The organism is Dermatophilus congolensis (genome assembly GCF_900187045.1).
GTDB lineage: Bacteria > Actinomycetota > Actinomycetes > Actinomycetales > Dermatophilaceae > Dermatophilus > Dermatophilus congolensis.
The window spans coordinates 39,679-57,787 of record NZ_LT906453.1 but is presented as its reverse complement, the minus strand read 5'-3'; the positions used below and the strand labels follow the sequence as shown (position 1 = coordinate 57,787).

Below are 18,109 nucleotides of genomic sequence, written 5' to 3'. Positions count from 1 at the left end.
TCTTGACACCGGTGTATTTGCGCACATTTTGCACGCGAAAAAAGCTATGAGCTGCGGGCTCTTCGTTTTTGGGAATTACTCCAGTGAATGCTGGAAGAAATCCCAACGCGTGGGTGAGGTATTGAAGTCGGTTAACGCTCGCTTTAGCGTCAAAACCAGTTCGGCACAATGGTTTTCGATTTATGTCGAACTGTGCACCACTCTCGCCGTGAGGCACATCATGCCTCACTCAACTCCCCAGGAGCACAAATGCATAAGCGCAGTGTCGCGCGTGTCGCGGGGGCAGGGCTGACCGCTCTCGCTTTGATGGTCACAGCTCTACCCACAGTCCACGCCGCACCAGAGAGTAACGGGTCGGATCCTTCTACCGGCAACATCACCACACCCAACACCCCTGACAACAACCCTCTGCTCCCACTCGTCAACGTCAAACGCCCCAATACCCGCCTCAAACCCAACATTTTCAATCCGCACCCGGTCTGCAACGCCCACCAGGACTACCGCACCGTCATTTACCGCGTGCAGGACCACTTCACTCCTATGGGGGCGATTGAAACTCGCAACGATTCAAAGGGGGACATCCCCCTGAGCCAACAGCTGAGCAGAACCCAAACGATCAGCCTGTCCGTCAGCGGTGACTACGGCAAAACGTTCGGCAACATCTCCTCCGGGCTCAGTGCCGTGGTGGGAAAACTCACCGGCAACATTTCTGCCACCTCACCTACGGAGTCGCTGAACATCCGGCCCAGCGTCTCGTACTCACTTGCCTGGACAGTTGGACAAACGATCGGTCCATTCAACGTACCTGCTGGCCACACCGGTAAAGCAACGTATGGGTTCCGCCAGCTGTCATTTAAAGGAACGCAGCAGCGCTGCCGTGCCAACGGCACATGGTCTAACCCCTGGACCTACTCAGGATTGGCGCCGCTAAGCAACGCCGTTGTCGTCAAGGTCTACAAGAACAGCGCCTCCGAGGCGACCGGAACCAAGTGAAAAACAAGGACGTCACAGCGATGAAAAGAATGACACGCAGGTTCCTCGCAGCCGGAGCTGCTGCAGCGGTAGTGGCATCGGCGGCAGTGCCCGCCTCAGCTGTAGATACTGCTCCCAAACGAGACCTCGCGGTGAGCTATGCCGTGTCCGGAGCGAAAATTCCTGGGTATCCAGGATTGGTGGCTCTGCGTCTAACTAACGCAGGCACAGACCGGTATTACGGTGAATTTCCTCTCGTGACTTTTGAAGTCAAAATCATCACGGCTAAAGGGCCCAAAGGCGTGAACCGTAATATCGGTACCCGCAGTTTCCACGGCTCGCATGTGGAAGACCTCGGATTCGATGAAGCAACCTCAACCCATACCTACCGGGTAATCCTGTCTAACCCGGTGGAGCGTGGCACCAAAGGGATGAACATCGCGGGCTTCTACTTCGGTATCGGCGCTACCCGTGAGGGTCGTGTCATTCAGAAAATCGTCACTACTCAAAAGGGACGCCTGCCAGGTGATATCCCCAACGCTAACGACCAAAACGTCGACTCGACTGTTGCAGGGAACACGCACACTAACTTTGGTAAGCCGACCGGATTGTTCTGATATCCGCGCAGCTGAGCCTTGTGCTTAGTCACGCGTTGGGTACGCAGATCGCCTGGGTCGTTTTCACAACGACCCAGGCGATCTGCGTACCCAAGACTTTGTAGAGAATCAGGCAGTAGCAGGCGAGTTGGTAGCCGGTTGCGGCTCTGGCCCCCAGTAGTCAGTTTTTTCGGTAATGCCGATGTCGGCGGCGCGGAACGTGGGGTTCACGCCCTGCTTGCGCTGCTCGATGTAGTTCTTGCTGGCTTTGATGGCGTGGCCACCCAACAAGATGATCACCGGAATATTGATCAGGGCCATCAAACCCATCAAGATATCGGCAATGCTCCACGCCATTTCGAACTCTAGAAGTGCACCGCAGAACACGATGAGTACCGCGACGGCGCGGAAACTCCGCAGCAACCACACGGCAGGCTCCCCGTGGCAAAGGAACCGCAGGTTAACTTCCGAGTAGTAGTAGTTGCCGATGAGGGTGGTGAAGGCGAACAACACCAGGCACATGGTGATGAAGGGTGGCCCCCAAGCGCCAAATACGGTAGCCACCGCGGCTTGAACGTAAGCCACGCCAGCCATCTTCTCGTCCGGGACTACACCTGAGGCCAGCACTGTGAAACCGGTGATGGTGCACACGAACCACGTGTCGATGTACACAGACAACATCTGAACGAGACCCTGCTTAACCGGGTGCGAAACCGACGCTGAGGCGGCAGCGTTAGGCGCCGAACCAACGCCAGCTTCATTGCTGTAAAGGCCACGTTTAATGCCGTGCATCATCGCTGAGCCGGCAAAGCCACCAAAGATTGCCGAGAAATCGAAGGCGCTGGAGAAGATCGCGGCGAACATGTCAGGAACTAGGTGCAGGTGCGTGAACACCACCGCGCAGCCAGCGAGCAGATAAGCGATTGCCATGAAAGGAACAAGCATCGATGTGATGTGAGCCAAGCGCTGACCACCACCGAAAATCGGTAGCGCAGCGGGCAGGGCCAGAGCAGCACCGAGAATCAGTGGCGTGGTGCTTTCGGAGAAGAAGCCGTAGGTGCGGAATGAATCGACTGTGTTGTACGAGGCAACCATGTTGAAGCCACCCATGTACGTGAAGATCAACGCACATGCGAACACCACTCCTAGCCAGCGTGCCTTGAGCGCGGTGGTGATGTAGTAGGCAGGCCCCCCGTAAGAGACGTTGTTTTCGCCTCGACGCTTGTAAATCTGGGCCAGGGTGCTCTCAATGAATGCTGATGAAGCTCCCAATAGAGCGATGAGCCACATCCAGAACAACGCGCCAGGGCCACCTAAAACGATCGCGACTGCTACGCCTGCGATGTTTCCTGTGCCAACGCGCGAAGCAGTGGAAACCATGAGGGCGCTAAAGGAAGAAAGCGATTCGCCTTCTTCTTTCGGTTCTGTTACAACACGAACCGATTCGGGCAGCAGCCGCAGCTGCACAAATCCAGTACGAACACTGAAATAGAGTCCGGCTCCAATGAGCAGAGCGATGAGGATGTACTTGTACAACACGTCGCTCACGGCGGTAAGAAGATCAGCCATCGAGGCCCTTTCAGGGAAGAGGGACCGCCGGTATTCACGGCGTGGCAGCAGAGTGCCATAACTGGGCGCTAACTGGGCATTCGTCCCATGGAGGCTGAGAAAAGCCAGCGCAGAGGCACTGTATATGTAGTTTTTGTGGTGTGAATGCCGTGGTCACGCCATAGCGTCGACAAGAAGCCCTTTATCGAACATGCCATTGAGGTCGGCGACATTCATGCGTCGAGAGGCCAAAAGGGATGGCAGAGCGTGAAGTCCGCCGCGCAAAGCAGCTAATACGGCTCGAGGTTGCATCCGCAGCATGCGTGCCAATCTGCCAAGCGATTCTCGTTGCCAGCCAGTCACATTGTCTGAAAGTAGGCCAGAGATGAGTTCGGGGGAGTAGAACTGTTCGCGGCCTGCCCTAGCTTCGCGAGGAGTAGTTGCGGCTGTGCGTGCCACAGGTTGCACTGGGCTGGTGGGCAGGTTCGCGGAGGTGGCCGGGGCAGGACTCACGCCGCTTGCCCGGCTAGGGTCAGGTCCTTCGATACCGGAAACGCTCACACACCCTCATCGGCACGGTGTGCGAGGTCAATAGCGCTCTGGCTTGTCCTGGCCGGAGGTGTCTTCATTAGGAGTCGGTGGGGTTCTTGGGGCAGCGGTGTGCGCGATGGGAAGCAAAGCTCCATACCTTGTTCAAGATGAAGCTGAGTGGGGTCACTACCACCAGTGACGTCAGTTGTGCCCAGTATTCGGGTTTGCGAAGCCCTGTGGCGCTGTCCATCCATGCGAAATCCAGGAACAGGGGAGAGGTTGGATTCAATAGGAGCGTATTGATGCCCAGTACAAATAGCTGCCCAATCGCCCCAACACAGAAGAACGGCCAGAACTGGGAACGAACAGTCATATGGCGTGAATCGGAAAACGTCAGACGCCGGTTCAGGAAAAAGTTCGATACGTTCGCGACAAGAAACGCCAACGTTGAGTACACGTGATACCAGCGCACGGACCATGGCGTGAACACGATCGGCCACACGATGCCAGTGGCGTCAGGGCCGCTGCGGTTACACAAAATCACCACAGCCATGTTCACCAGCACCCCAGAGCCACCAATGATCCCGAAAGTAAGGAACTGGCGCAGCATTGCTGCATGCGAGGCTGCTCGCGGGAGACCACCCCCGTCCGGGGAACCTGTTGGGTCGGGTACCGCCGCAGTTGCCACCTGTTCCTCGCTTCGCACTCGATACTCGCTCCTTCTTCGCTCGCTGCCAGCTCATGTCCCAGGTCGACAACGTCCACATGCAGCGGCACGCCCTGGTACGCAGTTCACAGCAACGTAACTTCAGACGCGGGCAGAGTACCTTCTGTGTGTGCTCACCCTGATTTCTCCAGCAAAATCTCTTGATCTTGAATCACCGCTACCTACGCGTAAATACACCTTGCCGCGGCTGCTTGATGAGGCAGAACTCCTCATTGAAGTGATGCGCACAAAAGCGCCAGAAGATCTGGCTGAACTCATGCGTATTAGCTCTGAGCTCGCTCAAATCAATGCCGAGCGTTACGCCAGGATCAGCACTCCTTTTACCCCAGATAACTCACGACCAGCGATTTTCACGTTCGCAGGTGATGTGTACCGGGGATTGAATGCCGCACAGCGGTTTGATGCTCGTGACCATACCGAGGCGCAAAAGACGCTACGCATCCTTTCGGGCCTGTATGGCTTGCTTCGTCCCTTGGATTTGATGCAGCCGTATCGACTCGAGATGGGTACGTCCCTGGCAACTGAACGAGGCCATAACTTGTATCGCTGGTGGGGGGACCAGATCACTGATCTGGTCATCGAGGACCTGGCTGCCTCACCGGGACCCGATGTTGTTATCAACCTCGCCTCAGCTGAGTATTTGACGGCAGTGGATCTGGATGGTCTGGATGCTCGGGTTGTTGCTCCTCGTTTCGAGGACCGTAACTCTCGTGGACAGTGGAAGGTCATCTCCTTTTCGGCGAAAGTGGCGCGTGGCTTGATGGCCGGGTGGATTGTGCAAAACCGGGTTCGGTCAGTGCGTGCTCTTGAGGACTTCGATGAAGGGGGATATCAGTTTGTCCCGGAGGTCTCTAGGCCGGACATGCCTGTGTTCCGCCGTGTCGGGGCACGGGGTGCATCTGGTAAGAATCGTCATGGATGAGGCCATTGAAGCTTCTGAGCCCTGCCATGCAGATGCACAGTCAACTGCTTTGCACGGCAGGGCACGGGTGCGGTTCGTTCTGCGCGGCGCGGCAGCTTTGTTTGTGGAGCAGGGGCTTATCGATGCTGCCGCGGCACTGACGTATTACGCGGTGCTATCCATTTTTCCGGCCGCGATCGCGCTTGTGTCTGTTGTGACGTTGTTGGGGCAAGACCCGCAACTGCTGCGTTCATTCGTCGAAGAGCTGCTGCGGGAGTTGTCCCATGTGGTGACTCCCCAGACGCTTACGGCGGTACTCGCCGTGATCGATGCTGTGTTACCCACACGAGGGTGTGGGGGCAGGTGCAGGAGTTGGATTGGTGGTGGCGTTCTTCACGGCCTCGATGTACGTGCGTGCTTTCGCGCGGTTCGTCAACCAAATCTATGGGGTGAAAGAGGGTCGTACGCTCGTGCGGTTCTGGAGCGACATGTACCTATTGACGGCAGTGATTCTTGTTTTGGCCGCTGCGGTGCTGACGTTGTTGGTGGTTTCTGGTCCAGTGGCAGAGGCTGTCGGTACGTTGCTTGGTTTGGATCGTGCCGGGATAGATATGTATGCCGTGGCAAAGTGGCCGGTTTTGGTGATGCTGGTGGTCGCGACGTTGAGTTTGCTCTATCGATTTACCCCGAATGTGCATTCTCGAAGCAGACGCTTTCCGTCTCAAGGGGCTTTTATCGCATTGGCTACGGCTGCGTGCGCGTCAGTGGGATTCGGTGTGTACGTATCGAATTTCGCGCAGTACGACGCTATGTACGGCACTCTTACCGGGGCAGTGCTGTTTTTGCTGTGGTTGTGGATTCTTAATGTGGCGATGTTGTTCGGGGCAGTGGTGGATTTCGAAATTGAACGAACCAGGCAGCTGAACCGAGGGCTACCAGCTGAGGATGAGCTGCAGCTTGTTCCTCGCTCCACGGTGGCAGCTGATCGTGCTGATGAACGCGCCGCCGCCCGGGTGGAGGCCGGGCGGCGGGTGCGTGCGGGCATCTCTGCTGATCACCAAGAGTGAGGTTCTTGGTGATGGCAGGTTAGGCAGCGGCTACGGGTGGAGCGCTACGGAAGTGCGTGATGGCAAATCCAGCAGCTAGTCCTACGAGGGCAGGCAGAGCCCATCCGAAACCGAGGTCGTAGCCAGGTAGTACGGCGGAGGCGAAATTGACGAGAGCGTCTTTACCTGGGATGGGGAATTCCAGCGCCTTAATCATGTCGAAGAGCGCAGCAACGGCGGTGAAAGCTGTCATCAATTGGGCTGCCAATGCTCGTCCTTCTAGCCAGGGGGTGAGCAATCCGAGAATGATCGCGGTGATTGCCAGGGGGTAGAGGAACAGCAGCACTGGTACCGAGATTTTCACGATGCTGGCTAGGCCGATGTTTGCAACGCCAGCGGAGAAAACAGTGAACAGGATGGTCCAGCCTTTGTGGCCAAGCACGGTGGGGAACATCGTGGAGAACATTTCGGCGCAGGCGGTGACAAGCCCGATGGATGTTTTCAGACAGGCAGCTAGCACGATCGCGGCGATGAGGACGGTCCCTGCTGGGCCGAAGTAGTGAGAGGACACAGCTGCTAGGACAGTGCCACCGTTTTTGGCGGTGGGCAGTAGGTGTAGCGAGGTGGCGCCAATGTAGGCCAGGGCTGCGTAGATGACAGTCATGGCGATCATCGAGTAGATGCCTGCTTTAGCGGTTTCGGCGGCTACTCGTCCAGGTGAGGTCACGCCCAGACGGTGGATAGCTTCGATGATGACGATGGCGAAGGCCAGGGAGGCTAGGGCGTCCATGGTGGCGTAGCCGTCGATGAATCCGACGGCTGCGGCGTTCTGAGCGTACTTCTCATTGGGGGCTCCTTCGACGGGGCCCATGGGGAAGATAACGGCTGCGGCGATGACAGCAAGAAGCAGAACAAGGAAGACGGGCGTGAGGTAGCGGCCTACCCAGTCGATAAGGCGGCCAGGACGGATGGCTGCCAGTCCGGTCAAGGTGAAGAAGACGATGGTGAAGACGGCCAACCAGAGGTGCTCAGAGCCTTCGGGAAGGTATGAGGCGAAACCTACTTCGAAGGAGACGGTCGCGGTTCGTGGCACAGCGAACAAAGGACCGATAGTCAGGTAGAGCGCGCAAGTGAATGCGACGGCGTACCAGCGCGATACGTTGCTGGTCATTTGGAGCATGGAGGAGGAGCGGGATAGCGCGGAGGCAATCACGCCAATGATGGGTAGTCCTACCGCGGTGATGAGGAATCCTGCGGTGGCTGCAGGAGTGGCTCCAGCGGCGTCGCGGCCGAGTTGAACAGGGAAAATAAGGTTTCCTGCTCCGAAGAACAGTCCAAAGAGCAGTGAACCTACCAGGAGTGAGTTGCCCGTACTAAGACTTCGGCTGGGCTGATTTGTGGGTGGCATTTCGACAGTATTCCAAACAGGGCCTTGCTGAGAAGAGGGCGTTCTGTAGATGAAAAGGTGCTGGTAGAAGATGGTTAGGTTTGCCTATCTGAGGTGGGTTTTTGGTGTTTCTCAGAGGCGATGATGTCGGTGAGGCTTTGCGGGTGTCCGTATAGCCATCCTTGAATCATGGGACAGCCGATTGATTCCAAAAGCGCAGCTTGTTCGGCGGTCTCGACGCCTTCGGCGACGATATCTGCGATGAGTAGGCTTCTGGCCAGGTCGAGGATGGCGGTTGCTTGGGCGGGGGCTTGGGGGTCGTGCTGAAGTCGCGCAGTGATGGACTGGTCGAGTTTGACGGTGTCCAAGGGGAGCCGGATGAGCGTGGCCAAGGATGCGTAGCCGGTGCCGAAGTCATCCATGCAGATGCGTATGCCAGCTGTGCGCAGAGCGGTGAGGGTTTCGACGGCCGGGGATTCTTCGGTCACGATCATCGTCTCGGTGATTTCGAGTTTGAGGTCTTTGGGAGATAGCCCGGCGAGGTTGAGAGCATCAAGAACGGATGTGGTGAAGCCAGGTTCGTGCAGTTGTGGTGCCGAAACGTTAATTGAGATGAAGGTGTCGGCGCGGTCCAGGCTGGTGCGTAGGGTGGCGAATTCACGGCAGGCACGTAAGAGAACTGTGTGGCCTAAAGCGTTGATGAGGCCAAGTTCCTCAGCCAGTGGGATAAAAACTGCTGGAGGGATATCGCCGAGCGTGGGGTGGTGCCAGCGGGCGAGTGCTTCCCAGCCAGCAATACGGGTGTACCCGGGGCCGGTACGTATTTCTTGGTAGGTGATGGTGAGGTTGTCGTGCTTGATGGCTTGACGTAGTGATGTGGCTAGGGCATTTCGTTGATGAATTGCCTGGTCTAGTTCTTCGTCGTAAACCACGAATTGGGCGCGTCCGCGGGCTTTGGCTTCGTAGAGAGCAGCGTCAGCCATGCTGAGCAGGTCGGGGTGGATAGCGGATGTGGTTGCGGTGGTGGCGACGCCAAGGGAGATGCGGACATTGTGTAGGTGGTGTGGCAGGACGGGGATTGGTTCGTTGAAAAGGGCCTGTACTGTGTGGGCGAGGTCGCTGGCTTCGGTTGGGTCGCTCAAAGAGATAGCGATAACGAATTCGTCGCCGCCTAGGCGTCCTAGGACGCGGTCGCCGTGGATTCCGTTGCGTAGACGTAGCGCGACTTCACGTAAAAGGGAGTCACCGGCGGCATGGCCCCAGGTGTCATTGACAAGTTTGAAATCGTCACAGTCGATGAAAAGCAATGCGGTGTGAAGGCCGTCGTGGTGGTCTGACATGAGCCGGTGGTGGAGCCGGTCGATGAACTCTTGCCGGCTGACAAGGCCAGTTAAGGCGTCGTAGGTGGCACGGTTCCGGCTTTCTTGTTCAGCGTGGGCCAAGTCGCTCATGGTCATGAGAAGCCGAGCGAACAGAGCAATGAGAAGGAACGCGATGAGGCCAGAGCGAGCGACTTCATCCTCGTGGCGATGTACAGGGAAAGCCAAGGAAATAACGGCGAGCAGGACGGCTGTGAAGATGAGTGAGATGCGTATGAACTGTGTAGAACGCGTCTCTTGAGGCGCAGGCGGCTGGTGGAGGCCACGTATTGAAGGGTGATGGCCGCCGACAGCCAGGAAATAGGCAGCGATCATGTAGTTGACGGCAATAGGTTCAATGCCGTCCTGGGCTTGGAAAACGGTCAGGAGAACATACGCCACATCTGTGATGAACAGGAGAACAAAAGCAGGCAGTAGCCATCGCCACGCTGAAGGGCTACCGCTGCTGCGGTACGTCAGGTGCGTTGCTTGCGATAAGGCAATGATGTCCAGGATCGGGTATGCGGTCCAGATAAGGCTGGGAGGCAGCGAATGGGTGGGGACAACAGTCACAGCGAAAGTCCACAGGGCTAGGACGGCTGCGCTGGTTGAAGCTGCAGTGTCGAGGAAAACACGTAGTGCAAGATGCTTTCCCACTACTTGTGCGTTGAGGCTGGTGAGCCAGATGCACAAGATGACGTATCCGGCGATGTAGGTGCCGTCACTGACTTGGAAAGGGCCGATGGTGTGTCCATTGCCCCGGTCAATCATCGTGTAGAGGTAAAAACACAGCCCGATAGGCACTTGGGCCCACAGTCGTTTTTTCCGTAAACGTTTCGCTAGAGGACTAAAAACAGCGATGATCCCGCAAAGAATGATCCACGCATTCTTGACGGGGGTGGCCAAATCCGATGGCAAAACGAGATAGAGAACGACTGCAACGACAACTAACCCGGTAAGAACAGAGTGTTCGGCACACCTGTTGTGAGGTGGAGTGGTTTTCCCTGTGATGGGATAGGTCACCGCCGTCACCGTTCCTTGTATGGCTTTGGGCCGGGAGGCTCACCTGGATATGGCACTTCACGCATCTGGACTATGAATTCAATTGTAGGAGTGTGCAGCTCACTATTCCGGCATATGCGCTGCGCGGAGTGGGAGACTGACCACCATGAGGATCGCTTTTCTCGGAACCGGCCGCATGGGCACCGAACTAGCTCTACACCTACTACAAACCCATGACCTCACCGTCTGGAACCGCACTGAAGCCAACGCCCAACGCGTGCTGACTGCAGGAGCCCAATGGGCGCACACCCCACAAGCAGCAGTCAAAAACGCAGATGCCTTCGTGACAGCACTATTTGGCCCAGACACCGTTCGCGACATCGTCATCGACACCCAGCTCATTCCCCAGGGGACCCCCTGGCTAGATGCCACCACCGTCTCCCCGCATGACGCCGAAGAATTCGCCGCTACCTGCGACACCTATATCGCCACCCCAGTGATCGGCACGCTCGGCCCAGCCCGTGCCGGCAAACTCGGCGTCTACGTTGGCACCCCCCACGCCGAACTACGCGACCTGGCCCTAGACATCGCACGCCCATGGGCCGACCCGCAGCGCCTCATCGGCGTTGACAGCGCCTCCCGCGCCGCCACCGGAAAACTCCTAGCCAACCTCGCCCTAGCCATATCCGCCCAAGGATTACGGGAAGCGCTCGCATTAGGTGACGCATTAGGTGTGGGGGAGGAAGACGTTTTGACGATGCTGCAGTCAACGGGATTGCAGTTCATCGCCAACATGAAGGCGCCCTTTATTCGCGGCGAGCGAGACACCGCCCAGGGTGACTTCACTGTTGATGCCATCGCCAAAGATGTTCGATTGATGATTGCCGAAATGGATGCGGCTGCTCACCGCAGTGATCAGCATGCAGGCGCAGACCTTCGGGCACTACGCGCAGCGCTTGCTTCGTTAGAGAGCCAACAGAGCGCAGGGCGAGGTAACCACGATTTTTCCGCCATGCTCAGCAGCGAATAGCTGTCACATAAAAATCCGAAAACACACAGCTGCAGGGCTGCTTCTATGCATGAATGAGCAGCCCACATGACGTGCGCAGGGTCACAGGTGGGCGTTTTACTGCCCAATGAGGCGGACGCACCGATGCGGCACGGATGGAGTCCGTGTCGGGGTGAGTACACAAAGGGCCGCCTGGAATGGAGTCCTGCATGGCCGCGCCCACTGCACGTACCTTCGCCGCTGTCCTTTTCCTCAGCATGTGGGCTACAACAAGCTTGCCTGCTGCCGGATTACCTCTGACCGAAGCGACAACCTCACCCAGCCACGTGGATGCCTCTGCTGCGCCCAGCGCAAGCAGCGCTGACTCAGCACGCCGAAGCGAAAGTGTTCGTTCCCGCCTACAACACCGGGCGCACACTCAGGTCTACATCTCTCCTCACCAAGACGACGAGACCCTCTCCATGGGGGCAGCCATTGCTGCCGACACCGCGGCAGGTAAAGACGTTCACCTCATCCTGGTCACGCAAGGAAACAACGCCCGCGGTCACCGCGTTGTTAACAATGCCCTGACCCGCGCAGGGCTACCACCCATCACACAAGCTCAATACCAAGCCGGAAGAAACGCAGAATTCATCTCCGCCGCCAAAAAACTCGGCGTAAAAACCCAGAACATTCACTTCCTCGGCGTAGAAGACACCGATGAGCCACAACCATTCCGCGCAGCCATAGATCGGATCATCAACACCTATGGTCTCCAGGCCGCATACAACTCCATGAGCTGGCTCGACAAAAACCCTGCCCACTATCACCTCGCCGACCACCTCGACCGACAGTGCCGCGAAGGCAACGGGCCTGAATGCCATTTCTACCAGTACAGCTCCTACCAGCCTGATGCCCCCTCATACGCCATCACCACCGCTGTCACTACCCCTATCGGCGTTTGGATACCCTCCACCGACGGGCGAGTCCTCCACGCTGCCGAAGAGTATCGACGCTGGGACCCCAGTAACGGCCGCTACGCCATCGGCTGGAAACACTCTGTATCGCGTTCGTTCCGAGCATTGCGTGAGCGCCCCGGCGTTTGGACACACGGCCCCAGCAGCCGTGACGCCTGGGCGACAGACAGTGACCGCACCCGCGCCTTGAACTGGATAGCTACCACCCAAAGCCGCCCTGACAGCGAGCTAGCCACCTTGCGCTAACCGCCATGAAGAAACGTTGTGGCTATGAAACGGACTAACCTTTCAGCGTGATTAAGAATGCCCTTGTCACCAAGGAAAATTCATGTCACCGTCGATGCGGGATCAGCCGGTTCTCTACCCGAGCAGCTTCAACGCCACATGAGACCGGCTACACCGCGGCGTACCCCGGGGGCTCCACCGACACCACCGACGTGGATGAACACAACACAACTTCACATACACGACTGCACAACCCGCGCCGTTATCCCGAACAGCACTATTTCAATACGCTTGAACTTAGGTTCGGGGGCGCCAGGTCGAGGAGATGGGTGTGTCGATAGCGGAAGAGGCGGAAGGAGTGGGCCATAAACGCCCGCTCTTACGTCGCGCTACCCGCCGACAATACGGCCTCATCCTCCTCTTCACTTTTCTCATCCCCTACATCATCTGGCTAGGCGACCGAGCTAGCCCCACCCAGCTCGTGGCCACCAACGCCTTCATGCTGGTCCTAGCTACGATCGTGGCAGCAACCCCACTGCTAGCCGCATACCGCCCCCGCAGACTCTGGATATTTTTCTCCCTCACATGGCTTTGTCCCGTCGGAGCTACCCTCGTCCGGAACTACCCCGGCTCACCAGACCCCCACATCGCCAACATCGCTCTCTTCGACGTTCTGAGCCTGGCCAGCTACGTTATCGCCGGAGTATGGGTGCTCTACGCCACCTGGCACCTCACCGGATTCCGCGGCCTGACCTACGCCGTCTTCGACACCAGCGCAGCAACCATCGGCATCGTCATCGCCACCTGGGCCATCTCCCAACAAATACAACCCACCGGCCGCACCGCCGACCTTGCCTGGGCCATCTACCCCATCGTTGATCTGGCCATCCTTGGATTTGCTGGCCAAGTACTTTTCCGCATCAAAGGCCCCACCCCTGGTCTGAACTGGTTTCTTGCTGGCGTACTCATCATGTTTGCCGTCCACGGCATCGTCACCTATTACGCCATCAACCACGACGCCTGGCCACCTTCTTGGGTGATGGGCTTCAACCTTTTTCCTGGGCATCATTCGTAGCAGGTAGCACCCACCCCCACATCAAAGACTGGGGCAACCACTTCGTTAAACCCCTCGACGCAGACAACATGACGCTGAGAAACGTGTACGTCATCGTTGCCGTCACGGCCACGTCTTTCGGCCTACTCACCCCCATGCTTTCCACCTTCGACTACCGCATCCGCTCCCTGCTCGTCGTCGCCCTCCTCCTCTTGCTCATCTCTCGACTTATCGCAGCAACCCGCCACCTAGCCCTCTCCGAACGCGACAGCAGCTACCGCGCCACCCACGACCAACTGACCGGACTACTCAATCGCTTCGCCCTGCACAACGACCTCAACCGCCGCCTACTCCACCAACGCTCCAACAGCCCAGCAATCGCCCTCATCTACCTGGACTGCGATGCTTTTAAAGACGTCAACGACACCTGGGGACACGACGTCGGAGACAAAGTCCTGCAACACCTCGCCGCCGGAATGCGCGAAGCGACCGGACCAGAAGACACCGTCGCCCGCCACGGCGGAGACGAATTCGCACTCGTCACCGAAGTCACCGACGAAGCAGAAGCGCTTGCCCTCGCCGCCAAGCTGCAAGCCTTGTTCAGCGCCCCCGTCGCCATTGGCGCCCGCCGCGGCCACACTGTCACCGCTTCCATGGGGATTGCCTTGGCCTGCCCCCACGAGCAGCACACTGCCGCCGAGCTGCTTAGTAACGCCGACTTAGCTCTACACCGAGCCAAAGTCACCGGCCGAGGTACATGCACCCTTTACGACAGCGTCCTTAAAGAGCAAGCCGTCAAACGAGCCGTGATGTCCGAGGCTCTGCGCGAGGCCTTGAGTCGTAACGCGCTCTCCGTAGCATTCCAACCCATCTTTCGCGGGAACAACTACAGCGAACTAGCTGGCTGGGAAGCTCTTGCCCGCTGGCAGCACCCCACACTAGGTCCCATTCCGCCCAATGAATTCATCCCTCTGGCCGAAGAACTTGGCCTTATCTGCGATCTCGGCGACCTAATACTCCGCAAATCCGCCGCCGAATTCAGTGACCTAATCAGTGCATTAGGGCTAGAAGATGTTTCCCTCTCCGTCAATGTTTCTGTCGCTCAACTCCTCCAAGCCAACTTCGTTGACACCGTTCTAGAAACTCTCGACCAGGTGCGTCTTAGCCCTTGTCGGATTGTCCTGGAAATCACCGAATCTATGCTCGTCGACGACGACTCGCCTGCTCTTGATACGCTCCACCGCCTCCGTCAGGCAGGCCTGGCCCTCAGTCTGGATGACTTCGGCACTGGATACGCATCAATCACTACGCTGCTGAACTTGCCGATTGATGGTGTCAAACTTGACCGATCCCTCATTAAACGTCTTGATGACGACCCTGCCGCCCCTGCACGCGTCAAAGCAGTGCTTGACCTGGTTGCCAGCGTAGGAATCAACCGCGTCACCGCCGAGGGCATCGAAACCCCTGAACAATCCCAGGCCCTCGCCCAGCTCGGTTGCCCCCGCGTTCAAGGGTTCTTTTACGGCCGTCCCGTCCCGTCAGCCCAGATCCTCACAGCACCAGTCGAAACAGGCTGATAGGCCCACTCACATGCCTTCATCCTCGCCAAGACATGTAAACAAGAAGGAGATGTAACAGGGAAGTACGCATACGAACGCATGGAGGTGGCGGTGAAACGCGGACTCGCCCGGTCGCGTGAAGTAGGAGAAATACTCGCCCGCAACGGACTGCGTGCCTTAGCCGACAGTGCTGGGCTTTCTCGACGCCCCAGCGACCCACCTCGTAGCGACGCCAGTATTCGCGCAGTTGAAAATACCCGTCCTGAAGTCCTGGTCAGTACCCTCACTGAACTCGGTACCGCTTGGATAAAGCTGGGGCAGACCCTTGCAACCCGCCGTGATCTCATTCCCGCCGAATACTGCGACGCACTCGAAGCCCTCACCGACCACACTGCCCCAGCGCCTTTTGCTGATATCCGCGCCACGATAGCTACCTCTTTAGGGGCCGATCCGAGTGCTCTTTTCCGCCACATCGACCCCGTGCCGCTGGGGTCGGCTTCCGTTGGTCAAGTTCACCCCGCTATTACTAGTGACGGGCGTGAGGTTGTTGTCAAAGTCCGCAAACCAGGGGTGCTCGAGAATGTGCATATTGATCTGGAACTGATGGAACGACTAGTTAAAGCGATGTGCCGGGCGCGTCCTCAACTCGAAGAACTCGGTGTTATCGAGACAATGCAAACCTTCGCCGCCACCTTGCGCGCCGAACTTGATTTCCGAACCGAAGCCTCCAACTGCGAAGAAATGCGTTCCCGCTTTGCTAGTGATGAAGCGATAGCTATTCCAGCTGTGTACCGCGATTTGACCACCGCTGACGTGCTCACCCAAGAGCGGATAGTTGGCGGTATTCGGCTTGATGATCTTGAATCCATGCGCGCAGCGGGTATTGATCCTGACCGTGCAGGACGACGTTATGTCGATGCCTTGATGCGCATGTTGCTTACCTTCGGGCGGTTCCATGCTGATCCTCATCCAGGCAATGTCTATGTGCACCTTGATGGGCATCTCACTTTTATTGACTGGGGCATGGTGGGACATGTCGATACAGCTACGCGGCGTGCGCTGCTGCGGCTCATCGCTGGTTTCGCGATTCCGCATGAAGGGTTGCTGATTTCTGCACTGTTGGATTTGGCTACGCCACGTCGTCATCTTGACCGCCCGAAGTTGCGTCGCGATGTCGGCGAGTTAGTCCATATTCTGCGCAGCACGACATTGTCTGAGCTTTCAGCTGCTGAAGTTGGTGGGTTGATCACTCGCATTGTGAGGGCACATCGGCTTCGACTGGATCCTTCGATTCCGGTGGCTTTGCGGGCCATGAGCGTGGCAGAGGGGTTGGTGCGTAGGCTGTCTCCACATTTGTCGTTACCCGATTTGGCTGCAGTGCAGGCCAGAGAGGCTTTCGGTGCTGATATGCGCCCAGAGCAGCTCAGGCAGATCGCGACTGACTTGCTTGGTGATGCGATGGTGTTCGCTCATGACTTGCCAGCGCGGGTCAGTCGGGTACTGGATGTGATCGAATCTGGTGAGAGTGAGGTGACGGTTGCGGGGGATTCGCTGCAGAAAATGAGGCGGCAACGTGACCGGGACACGCGGCGTTTGGCGGGGGGCATGCTGGCTTCGTCGGGGATTATTGCGGGATCGATTGTGTGGAGTGCGTGGTATCGAGCACGCAAATGAGTGGCTAGCCCTACCGATGCTGGTTCTCTCTGTGGGGTCGTGAAGATGCGTTTTGCTCACTACGTGGGACACGAATGTAATTTGTGATGAAGTAGCCAAGTTCTCTCTAAGCGAAACCTCTCTGAGCTGTGAAGTAAAGTTTTTCAAGGCCTTCGATGGTGCTGGTTGGATGGTGCTAAAAATGTGCCGAACGTCGTTGGAGGCCATCTCTTCGATCACAGACGGTTACCGTGCTGGGCGGACACTTGTCGTCGAGCCGCGGAGGAGCGGACGTGTCACCGAGTACGACTGTGAAGATTGCCCTAGCTTTTGTGGGCCTATTGATTGGGGCAGGGTTCGCGACCGGTCAGGAGGTGATCCAATACTTCGTGTCGTTTGGTCTCACGGGGTTGTGGGGTGCGGTTCTGTCAGGCGTGTTGATGACGGTCATGGGTGCAGTCATCATTCAACTGGGTAGTTATTTTTTGGCGCGCGAACACAACATGGTCTTTCGAAATGTGGCGCACCCCATAGTTTCTGCTGCTTTAGATGGTGCAGTGACATTAACGCTATTTGCGGTGGGATTTGTGATGCTCGCTGGTGCGGGATCTACGTTGGAGCAGCAGTTCTCTCTGCCATCATGGGTGGGGGCAGGGGTGATGTTGCTGCTGGTCATGGCTACAGGGATGCTGGATGTAGATAAGGTCTCTGGGATTATCTCGGGAATTACGCCGTTGATCATCGTGGCTGTGGTGATTGCGTTCTGCTACACGATGTTTCACATGCCAGCGGATGTTTGGGCATTGCAGGACGTAGCATTGAGTACCGAATCGCCGGTGCAGCCTTGGTGGCTCGCCTCGCTGAATTACACGGGGCTGGCATTGATGCTCGGTGTGTCAATGTGTTTGGTTATTGGTGGCAATTACCCCAATCCTCGTGAAGCTGGTTGGGGTGGGTTGGCTGGCGGCGCCGCTTACATGGTGCTTTTGCTCATGGCTGCAATTGTTCTATATCTGAATATTGCGCGAGTTGGTTCCGCGGATGTTCCTATGTTGCGTTTGTTTGAAGAAATTCATCCGGCTTTCGCATATATTATGGTTTTTGTTGTTTTTGCGATGATATACAACACTGCCATCGGGATGTTTTATGCCTTAGGGCGGCGTCTAACAGCTTCGTGCCCTGAGCGTTATCGAATAGTTTTTCTTGCCACGTGTGTAGTTGGCTACGGTGTGAGCTTTGTCGGATTCAGTACATTGATGAATTACGTGTATCCCGTTATCGGATACATCGGATTAGCGATGATTGCTGTGATGCTGGTTGCGTGGATACGTAGTCGCACCCCTATTCGTGAAGAGACTGGACGTCGGCACCGCATAAAAGCATTGTTGACTTCACGTGCACACCCAAAGCGTCGTTTCGGGCGTACAGAGGCGGCAGCGTTGCGCACGGCTGCGCGCGAATCAAACGTGCCAGATGAGGTGATTGTCGAGGTTTTGGATCGTGAGGCGGTCACGGCTGTGCAAGAAGGTGAAGCGGAGCCAACAAAGTCGCTGCAACCCTAAGCGTGTAGGTGCTTGACGCTCTG

At 57.2% G+C, this 18,109-nt stretch carries 15 protein-coding genes and 1 pseudogene; 11 read left to right on the top strand and 5 right to left on the bottom strand.

What is annotated here, in order from left to right:
* Window positions 1-249: 249 nt before the first annotated feature.
* Both CKV89_RS00235 and CKV89_RS00230 read left to right on the top strand, forming a co-directional pair.
* The gene (locus tag CKV89_RS00235) at window positions 250-993 is read left to right on the top strand and encodes a hypothetical protein (protein ID WP_034400467.1); all 744 of its coding nucleotides are present in this window, start codon (window positions 250-252) and stop codon (window positions 991-993) included.
* Window positions 994-1,022: 29 nt separating this feature from the next.
* Window positions 1,023-1,589 carry a hypothetical protein gene (locus CKV89_RS00230; protein ID WP_197697055.1) on the top strand — a complete coding sequence of 189 codons (567 nt, stop codon included), beginning with the start codon at window positions 1,023-1,025 and terminating at the stop codon, window positions 1,587-1,589.
* Between the two features lie 108 nt (window positions 1,590-1,697).
* Here CKV89_RS00230 and CKV89_RS00225 read toward each other — a convergent pair whose 3' ends face one another.
* From CKV89_RS00225 to CKV89_RS00220, 3 genes are all read right to left on the bottom strand, one after another.
* Complete coding sequence (locus tag CKV89_RS00225; RefSeq protein WP_051277267.1) at window positions 1,698-3,137, bottom strand: alanine/glycine:cation symporter family protein; 1,440 nt, start codon at window positions 3,135-3,137, stop codon at window positions 1,698-1,700.
* A gap of 153 nt (window positions 3,138-3,290) precedes the next feature.
* Entirely contained in the window at window positions 3,291-3,677 is a 387-nt protein-coding gene (locus tag CKV89_RS11515; RefSeq protein ID WP_154657600.1) for a hypothetical protein, read from the bottom strand.
* Window positions 3,678-3,744: 67 nt separating this feature from the next.
* Window positions 3,745-4,257, bottom strand: a complete 513-nt coding sequence (locus tag CKV89_RS00220; protein WP_034400465.1) for a GtrA family protein — start codon at window positions 4,255-4,257, stop codon at window positions 3,745-3,747.
* Window positions 4,258-4,483: 226 nt separating this feature from the next.
* Here CKV89_RS00220 and yaaA point away from each other — a divergent pair, with 226 nt between their 5' ends.
* The 3 genes and pseudogenes from yaaA to CKV89_RS12405 all read left to right on the top strand — a co-directional run bounded on the left by yaaA (window position 4,484) and on the right by CKV89_RS12405 (window position 6,342).
* On the top strand, window positions 4,484-5,296 hold the full coding sequence (yaaA, locus tag CKV89_RS00215) for a peroxide stress protein YaaA (protein WP_051277265.1): 813 nt from the start codon (window positions 4,484-4,486) through the stop codon (window positions 5,294-5,296).
* Window positions 5,193-5,552, top strand: a pseudogene (locus CKV89_RS12630) (hypothetical protein); the annotation flags it as partial. The gene yaaA and the pseudogene CKV89_RS12630, both read left to right, overlap by 104 nt.
* Before the next feature lie 106 nt (window positions 5,553-5,658).
* Window positions 5,659-6,342: a YihY/virulence factor BrkB family protein gene (locus CKV89_RS12405; protein ID WP_157728055.1), complete on the top strand. Its 684-nt coding sequence runs from the start codon at window positions 5,659-5,661 to the stop codon at window positions 6,340-6,342.
* A gap of 19 nt (window positions 6,343-6,361) precedes the next feature.
* On the opposite strand, the gene brnQ is transcribed toward CKV89_RS12405, so the two are convergent.
* Complete coding sequence (gene brnQ, locus CKV89_RS00200) at window positions 6,362-7,729, bottom strand: branched-chain amino acid transport system II carrier protein (protein WP_051277261.1); 1,368 nt, start codon at window positions 7,727-7,729, stop codon at window positions 6,362-6,364.
* Window positions 7,730-7,803: 74 nt separating this feature from the next.
* Entirely contained in the window at window positions 7,804-10,089 is a 2,286-nt protein-coding gene (locus CKV89_RS00195; RefSeq protein ID WP_154657599.1) for a putative bifunctional diguanylate cyclase/phosphodiesterase, read from the bottom strand.
* 145 nt (window positions 10,090-10,234) lie between these two features.
* Here CKV89_RS00195 and CKV89_RS00190 point away from each other — a divergent pair, with 145 nt between their 5' ends.
* From CKV89_RS00190 to CKV89_RS00165, 6 genes are all read left to right on the top strand, one after another.
* Window positions 10,235-11,098, top strand: coding sequence for an NAD(P)-dependent oxidoreductase (locus tag CKV89_RS00190; RefSeq protein ID WP_034400463.1), 864 nt, complete (start codon window positions 10,235-10,237; stop codon window positions 11,096-11,098).
* 188 nt (window positions 11,099-11,286) lie between these two features.
* The gene (locus tag CKV89_RS00185; protein WP_028326819.1) at window positions 11,287-12,279 is read left to right on the top strand and encodes a PIG-L deacetylase family protein; all 993 of its coding nucleotides are present in this window, start codon (window positions 11,287-11,289) and stop codon (window positions 12,277-12,279) included.
* 310 nt (window positions 12,280-12,589) lie between these two features.
* Entirely contained in the window at window positions 12,590-13,333 is a 744-nt protein-coding gene (locus CKV89_RS00180; RefSeq protein WP_154657598.1) for a hypothetical protein, read from the top strand.
* 68 nt (window positions 13,334-13,401) lie between these two features.
* Window positions 13,402-14,889: a putative bifunctional diguanylate cyclase/phosphodiesterase gene (locus tag CKV89_RS00175; RefSeq protein ID WP_154657597.1), complete on the top strand. Its 1,488-nt coding sequence runs from the start codon at window positions 13,402-13,404 to the stop codon at window positions 14,887-14,889.
* A 93-nt stretch (window positions 14,890-14,982) separates the two neighbouring features.
* On the top strand, window positions 14,983-16,545 hold the full coding sequence (locus CKV89_RS00170) for an ABC1 kinase family protein (protein WP_157728053.1): 1,563 nt from the start codon (window positions 14,983-14,985) through the stop codon (window positions 16,543-16,545).
* A 272-nt stretch (window positions 16,546-16,817) separates the two neighbouring features.
* A complete protein-coding gene (locus CKV89_RS00165; protein ID WP_028326817.1) occupies window positions 16,818-18,086 on the top strand; it encodes a YkvI family membrane protein in 1,269 nt (422 codons plus the stop codon).
* Window positions 18,087-18,109 lie beyond the last annotated feature (23 nt).

What these genes read in the sequence shown, in the direction of transcription:
- CKV89_RS00235 (WP_034400467.1), top strand. Translation starts at nt 250, where the DNA reads ATGCATAAGCGCAGTGTCGCGCGTGTCGCGGGGGCAGGGCTGACCGCT.
- CKV89_RS00190 (WP_034400463.1), top strand. Translation starts at nt 10,235, where the DNA reads ATGAGGATCGCTTTTCTCGGAACCGGCCGCATGGGCACCGAACTAGCT.
- CKV89_RS00185 (WP_028326819.1), top strand. Translation starts at nt 11,287, where the DNA reads ATGGCCGCGCCCACTGCACGTACCTTCGCCGCTGTCCTTTTCCTCAGC.
- brnQ (WP_051277261.1), bottom strand. Translation starts at nt 7,729, where the DNA reads ATGCCACCCACAAATCAGCCCAGCCGAAGTCTTAGTACGGGCAACTCA.
- CKV89_RS00175 (WP_154657597.1), top strand. Translation starts at nt 13,402, where the DNA reads ATGACGCTGAGAAACGTGTACGTCATCGTTGCCGTCACGGCCACGTCT.
- CKV89_RS00230 (WP_197697055.1), top strand. Translation starts at nt 1,023, where the DNA reads ATGACACGCAGGTTCCTCGCAGCCGGAGCTGCTGCAGCGGTAGTGGCA.
- CKV89_RS00225 (WP_051277267.1), bottom strand. Translation starts at nt 3,137, where the DNA reads ATGGCTGATCTTCTTACCGCCGTGAGCGACGTGTTGTACAAGTACATC.
- CKV89_RS00220 (WP_034400465.1), bottom strand. Translation starts at nt 4,257, where the DNA reads ATGCTGCGCCAGTTCCTTACTTTCGGGATCATTGGTGGCTCTGGGGTG.